Source organism: Streptomyces pseudogriseolus, from assembly GCA_002154585.1.
GTDB lineage: Bacteria > Actinomycetota > Actinomycetes > Streptomycetales > Streptomycetaceae > Streptomyces > Streptomyces pseudogriseolus.
This window is the reverse complement of the sequence record MUNG01000424.1, coordinates 1-6,333: the sequence shown is the minus strand read 5'-3', so window position 1 is coordinate 6,333 and position 6,333 is coordinate 1. Positions and strand designations below refer to the sequence as shown.

The following is a 6,333-nucleotide window of genomic DNA, read 5'->3' as shown; positions in this document are numbered from 1 at the left end:
CCCCGTCCCCACGCCCACCACACGCCCGTACTGCTCCCGCACCTCCCGGTACCGCAGCAGCTCCGCCGCCACCGGGTCCAGCACGCGGGCGCGCCCGCACCCCGCGGCCGCCCCCCGCAGCCGTCTCTCCGCCTCCAGCCCGTACCTGCGGGCGGGTCCTCGCGCGGCCATCCGGCAGCTCCACTCCACGAGCGGCCCGCCCACGATGCCGATGACCATCAGCAGCACCGGCACGCCCAGGTTCGGCGCCATGACGCCGACGATCTGGCCGAGCAGCCACAGCCCGCCGACGAACTGAAGGATCGTCATGAGCGCCTGGGCGAGCACGGCCACCGGCCACCATCCCGGCCGCGGCGGCCGCCCCGGCGGCAGTCCGGCCCGTACGGCCAGTTCGTCGAGCGCCTCCGGCAGCCCGTGCGATCCGCGCACCGCCGCCTCCCGCACCGCCTGCGCCCAGGGCGCGGGCAGCCCGGCGGAGGCCCGGTCGGCGACCGTGCGGACCGCCTGTTCCACGCGCTGCCGTGCGGTGACCTCCTCGTCGGGCCGGCCGCCGAGCGTGACCCTGCCGGTGGCCGGCTCGCGCCGCGCCTGGCACCAGCGCCACAGCCGCAGCCAGGGCGTTCCGCAGGCGCGGTTGGCGTTGCGCAGCCAGGCGCGTTCGGCCGCCTCGCCCGCCGCGGTGGCCCCGACGGCGTCCGCGAGCCGGTCGGAGAACTCCTCGCGCGCCTCCTCGCTCAGCCCGGTGCGCCGGCGCGTCGCGTACGCGGGCCACAGCCGGGCGGCGGCGATGTCCACGTCGGCGGAGATCCGGCGGGCGGGCGCGCCGCGCTCGGCCACGAACCGGGCGAGCGCCTCGCGCAGGTCGCCCACCCCGTCCCCGGTGAGCGCCGACAGGGCGAGCACCGTCGTGCCGGGCTCGCCGTACTCCCCCAGCACGATGCCGTCCTCGTCGAGGAGCCGCCGCAGGTCGTCGAGGACCTGTTCGGCGGCGTCGCCGGGCAGCCGGTCGATCTGGTTGAGGACGACGAACATGACCTCCGCGTGGGCCGCCATGGGCCGCAGGTAGCGCTCGTGCAGCATGGCGTCGGCGTACTTCTCCGGGTCCACGACCCAGATCACCGCGTCGACCAGCCCCAGCACCCGGTCCACCTGCTCGCGGTGCTCCACCGCCGCCGAGTCGTGGTCGGGCAGGTCGACGAGGACGAGTCCGCGCAGCCGTTCGTCGGCGTCCGTCATGGCCTGGAGAGGGCGCCGGCGCAGCCGGGGCGGGATGCCGAGGCGTTCGATGAGGCTCGCCGCGCCGTCGCTCCAGCTGCACGCGATGGGCGCGGCGGTGGTGGGACGCCGTACGCCGGTCTCGGAGATCGGCACCCCGGCCAGCGTGTTGAACAGCTGCGACTTGCCGCTGCCGGTCGCGCCCGCGATGGCGACGACGGTGTGCTGCCCGGAGAGGCGGCGCCGCGCGGCGGCCTCGTCGAGCACGCGTCCCGCCTGGGAGAGGGTGCGGTTGTCGAGCCGTGCGCGGGAGAGCCCGACCAGCTCGCGCAGCGCGTCCAGACGGGAGGCGAGCCGCGGGTCGTACGACAGGGGGACCACCTTCTGCGGGGTCGAGGCGCGGGGTTCCGCCACGGAGGGCTGCTCCTCCCTCGGAGTGCTCCCGGCGGGGCCGCCCGCGGTGCCGTTCATCCGGCGCGCGATCAGCCCGTCGTCCCAGGCGCCGGGAGTGTCCGGGCGGGCGGGGCGCTCCGGGCGCTCCGAGGTGTCGCTGTGCTCGGGGTGCTCGGTGTGGTCCTGGTCAGTGACGGCGGTCACCGGTCACCTCTCCTTCTGCAGTACGGACAACGCGGCGATGAGTTCCGGCTGGGGTTCCGCGTGCACCTCGAGCGTGTCGATCGGGGCGAGCCGGCGTTCGCGTTCGGCGTGCATGATGCGGTCGACGTGGGCGACGAGGAGCCGTCCGCCGCGGTCGCGCAGGCGCAGCGCGCCGTGGGCGCCGATCCGCTCGGCGAGCGTCTCCCCCGCGGTCCGGGCGCGGCGGCCGCCGAGCAGGACCGTGGCGACGAGGGCGGTGACCGTCTCGGGTTCGGGCGCGACAGCACGCTCCAGCTCGCGCACCTCCTCCTCGGCGAGTTCCTCCAGCTCGCGCCGCCAGCGCCGTACGGCGAGGCCGATGCGGTGCTCGACGCTCTCGGGGGCGCTGTCGCGGGCGGCCAGCTCGGGCGCGTCGGCGGCGGGCTCGCGCCGCCAGGTCTCGTCGACGCGTTCGTCGGCGGCGGCGACGGCGCACAGCAGGAGCGCGCTGAGGCTCTCCACGAGCGTGTCGAGCAGCTCGCCCGGGGTGCAGTCGAGGGGGAAGGCGCGCCACCGCTTGAGTGCGTCCCCGGCGAGCACGGCCCCGGCCTGGAGCCGTCCCCGCACCCGCGAGTGCTCGCTGTCGTACGCGGTCTCCACGGCGGAGGTGAGACGGAGGGCGGCGGCGTACTGGGCTGCGGCGGCGCCGGCCAGTTCGGGCAGCCGGGTGTTGAGCGAGTCGAGGATCCCGTGCGCGGTGCGGGCCATGACGTGCTGGCGGGCGGCGGGGTCGAGCGTCTGGTGGACGAGCCAGGTGCGCAGGGCGGCCACGGCGGTGCCGGGCAGCAGTCCGCCGCCGAAGGCGGACTCGGGCAGCTCGGGCACGGTGAAGCGGGGTACGTCGCCGAGCCCGGCCTTGGTGAGGAGGGCGCCGTACTGCCGTGACACCTCGGAGACCACCTGGTGGGGCACCCGGTCCAGCACCGTGATCAGGCTGACGTCGTACTCCTTGGCGGTGCGCAGCATGTGCCAGGGGACGGCGTCGGCGTAGCGGGCGGCGGTGGTGACCATGATCCAGATGTCGGCGGCGTTGATCAGCTCGGCGGCGAGGACCCGGTTGTCGGAGACCAGGGAGTCGATGTCGGGCGCGTCGAGGAGGGCGAGGCCGGGCGGCAGGGTGTCGGCAGTCTCGACGCGCAGGACGCGCGCGGGGTCCTCGCCGGGCAGCAGCAGGTCGTCGGCGGGGTCCTGGTGGTGGGGCACCCAGACGCGGGTGAGGTCGGGCAGCACCCGCATCCCGCTGAACCAGTGGTGGTCCTCCGGATGGCAGACGAGCACCGGCGTCCGTGTCGTCGGCCGCAGCACCCCGGCCTCGCTGACGCGCCGACCCACGAGCGAGTTCACCAGCGTGGACTTCCCCGCTCCGGTGGATCCCCCGACGACGGCCAGCAGGGGCGCCCCGGGGTCTCTCAGCCGCGGCACCAGGTAGTCGTCCAGCTGGGCGAGCAGTTCGTCGCGGTTGGCACGCGCGCGGGCGGCCCCGGCGAGGGGCAGCGGGAAGCGTGCGGCGGCGACACGGTCGCGCAGGGCGGAAAGTGCGTCGAGCAGCTGAGGCCGTACGTCCAAGGTCACCACATGCGAAGAATGCCCAATTTCAGGGTGATTCTGAAGCATATGAGCATGTCTGCGCGCCGACAGGACACAAGCGGATGGAAGGGACGTCCGGGACGCGGACACAGCTGAGGCATAACGAGTGCACAACACCCGACGCTCCCGAGGCCAAAAGCAGTGCACGATTCGTACCTGCCTGCGATTATCAGGACCGCTTCACCGAACCTCCACATCGAGCCACGGAGGCGAGGCGACAGGGACACGGATGCGGGAGCCCTATCCTTGTCCCCGGCAGCGTCAAGGACAGGCCTCCGGAGGCCACCACGACGACTGGCCACCACACCGGCCCCCGTAGCTCAGTGGATAGAGCAGGCGCCTTCTAAGCGCTTGGCCGCAGGTTCGAGTCCTGCCGGGGGCGCCAACGCCTTCTGACCAGCGGAAACGCTGGTCATTTCCTTTTCCCCGCCGACGCGCGTCGCGGTGACGGCAAGCGCTTCGCGAGGTGATCGAATCGTTGCCGCGGCGTCCGCAACCTTCTGCCGGGCTCCCCTGTCCCCTCATCAGCCGCTGAGGATCAGCGGGTCACTGGGGAAAGGGAGGGGTACGTGAGAACGAGACGAGCGATGGGGAGCGCGTTGATGGCCGGTGGGGCCACGATCGCGTTCACGGCGGTCTCCGCCGTGCCGGCGGGGGCGGCCGAGGGAGGCGTCTCCTTCAGCAACGTCAAGGTGAACGGCGGGAAGCCGATCGTGATCGGGGTCAAGGAGGAGGTCGTGGTGCACGCGACCTACCGCATGACGACCACGCTCAGGCACGACCCGGGGGTGGTCGTTTTCCCCTACCGCGGCAGCCTCGAGTCGGGCGACCAGCTGTGGAACACGATCGAGAGCTCCGACTGCAAGGTGGTCAACCGGGCGAAGGGGATCTGCGACTACGAGGAGCGGCTCTACATCGACCCGCGCCACTACGACTTCGGCAACGAGGACGCGGGCGCCTGGAAGACCGCCGGCCGCGTCTGGCTCGCCGGCGGCAAGCACGACATCGACGACGTCAAGGTCCCGCTCCTGGTCAAGCGGGCCACCCGCGTCACGGTCAACGCCTCGCCGGAGCCGCTCCTCAAGGGCAGGACGCTCACCGTGACCGGGAAGGTCACCCGCGCCAACTGGGACACGCACACGTACCAGGGGTACGCGGGCCGCACCGTGAGCCTGCAGTTCAGGGCGGCGGGCGCCAAGGCGTACACCACGGTCAGGAAGGTGACGTCCGATAGGACCGGTGTGCTCCGGACCACACTGAAGGCCACCAGGTCCGGCACCTGGCGCTGGGTCTACTACGGCAACACCACTTCCGGCGCGAAGGCGTCGACCGGGGATTACGTGGTCGTCCGTTAGACCACGGCCCCTCACCTCGAGGGTCGAGCGACCGACCGCTCAGCCGAATGAAATGCGCTGGGCGGTCTGCTTCATGGGGGGCGCTCGCGCGCGGGTGCGCTCCCCCACGCGGGCCTTTTTGAGGGCGTGCGCGCGGGCGAACACCCTTACCGTGTTATGAGTTTGTCCGGGATCGCCCACAATTGGGTGGTTACGCCTGAATGGTGGGCTCACTGGTAAGGATGGAACGGTTCACCACCGTTTCGTTCCGCCTTTCCCGGAGCCGCTCATGCGCACTGCCGTCATCGCCGCCCAGGCCCCACCCCGCGCGGAGGAATCCCGGCCCGTTCCCTCAGCGCCCGAACCGGCGGAGGAACGCGACCTCGTGTTCAGCGGGTTCCGGTACACCTGTCGCATCGTCCGTCAGAGCGCGCCGCAGACGGCGCCGTTGCTGCTGCTCGGCGGCTCGTCACAGAACCGGTACTCCTGGCAGAGCCACGAGAAGTGGCTGGCGCCGCTGTGCACGCTGATCACGGTGGACCTTCCCGGCTACGGAAGTTCGGACTTCCTCCCCGCCGCCTACGACATCGACTTCCTCGGGGACGCGGTGCAGCACATGCTGACCGAGATCGGTGTGCCCGAGGTGAATCTGTTCGGCGGCTGTTTCGGCGAGGTCGTGGGGCTGCGTTTCGCGCAGCGTCACCCGGAGTCGGTCCGGCGCATCGTGTTCGCGGCGGCGGCGAACCGGCTGCCCGAGCTCTACAGCGAGGCGGTGCCGCGGCTGTCGCAGACCCTGGAGCGGGGCGACATCGAGGCAGCCGCGGACGGACTGGTGCGGCTGTTCATGTCGAACCCGGAGGCCGGGAAGGTGCGCCGGCACGCGGCCGTGGCGCGGTTGCTCCAGCGGCAGTTCGTGAACCAGACCCAGGACGACATCAGGAAGGCCGTCGAGCACAACACGCGGCTGGTGACGCACGGGTGCTACGAGCCGCTGCCGGTGCCCCGGGTGCCGACGCTGGTGTTCACCGGGGAGTACGACACCCTGTGCACGCCGGAGATGGGGCGGGAGCTGGCCGCCGCCATGCCGGGGGCGCTGTTCACCACGGTGAAGGAGGCGGACCACCTCGTCACGGTCGAGCGCCGGGAGGAGTCGGCGGACCTGATCGCCCGCTTCTGCACGGACCGTTCTGTCGACGACCTGCCGTACTGCACTCCGTTGGAAACCCCGTGCGCCACTTCCCCGGCCGGGCGGAACTGACGACGCCACAAGACACCACGAGGAGGGGCCGGGATCCGAGGTTCGGATCCCGGCCCCTCCTCGTGGCCGTGTGAGGGCTTCAGGACCTCTCGCCGGGAACGGCCAGGCTGGACACACACGACATCGAGCCGTTCGACCCGGTGCAGTTTTGCGTCGACTCGTTCACGATGCGGAGGTTGCCGTACTGGTCGCTGGTGACCCGGTATTCCTCCCGCGTGCAGCGCACGTTTCCCTTGCCGTCGTCGGAGCACATGGCGGTGTTCTCGACGCTCACGGCCTGCACGGCGCCGGCGCCGATCAAAG

5 protein-coding genes and 1 tRNA gene are annotated in these 6,333 nt (G+C 72.1%); 3 read left to right on the top strand and 3 right to left on the bottom strand.

Annotated elements, in window-relative coordinates; all coding sequences use genetic code 11:
* Positions 1-1,812 (bottom strand): YfjP family GTPase (locus CCN29_RS29695; protein WP_086685638.1); only part of this gene is annotated, 1,812 nt, incomplete at its 3' end.
* A gap of 3 nt (positions 1,813-1,815) precedes the next feature.
* A complete protein-coding gene (locus CCN29_RS29690; RefSeq protein WP_086685636.1) occupies positions 1,816-3,426 on the bottom strand; it encodes a dynamin family protein in 1,611 nt (536 codons plus the stop codon).
* A gap of 321 nt (positions 3,427-3,747) precedes the next feature.
* Between CCN29_RS29690 and CCN29_RS29685 the strand changes: the two genes are divergently transcribed.
* From CCN29_RS29685 to CCN29_RS29675, 3 genes are all read left to right on the top strand, one after another.
* A tRNA-Arg gene (locus CCN29_RS29685) sits at positions 3,748-3,823 on the top strand.
* Positions 3,824-4,025: 202 nt separating this feature from the next.
* Complete coding sequence (locus CCN29_RS29680) at positions 4,026-4,793, top strand: hypothetical protein (protein ID WP_086685634.1); 768 nt, start codon at positions 4,026-4,028, stop codon at positions 4,791-4,793.
* A gap of 268 nt (positions 4,794-5,061) precedes the next feature.
* Positions 5,062-6,030 carry an alpha/beta fold hydrolase gene (locus CCN29_RS29675; RefSeq protein ID WP_086685632.1) on the top strand — a complete coding sequence of 323 codons (969 nt, stop codon included), beginning with the start codon at positions 5,062-5,064 and terminating at the stop codon, positions 6,028-6,030.
* Between the two features lie 79 nt (positions 6,031-6,109).
* Here the strand turns inward: CCN29_RS29675 and CCN29_RS29670 are convergent.
* A partial coding sequence (locus CCN29_RS29670) for a hypothetical protein (protein WP_086685630.1) occupies positions 6,110-6,333 on the bottom strand: 224 nt, incomplete at its 5' end.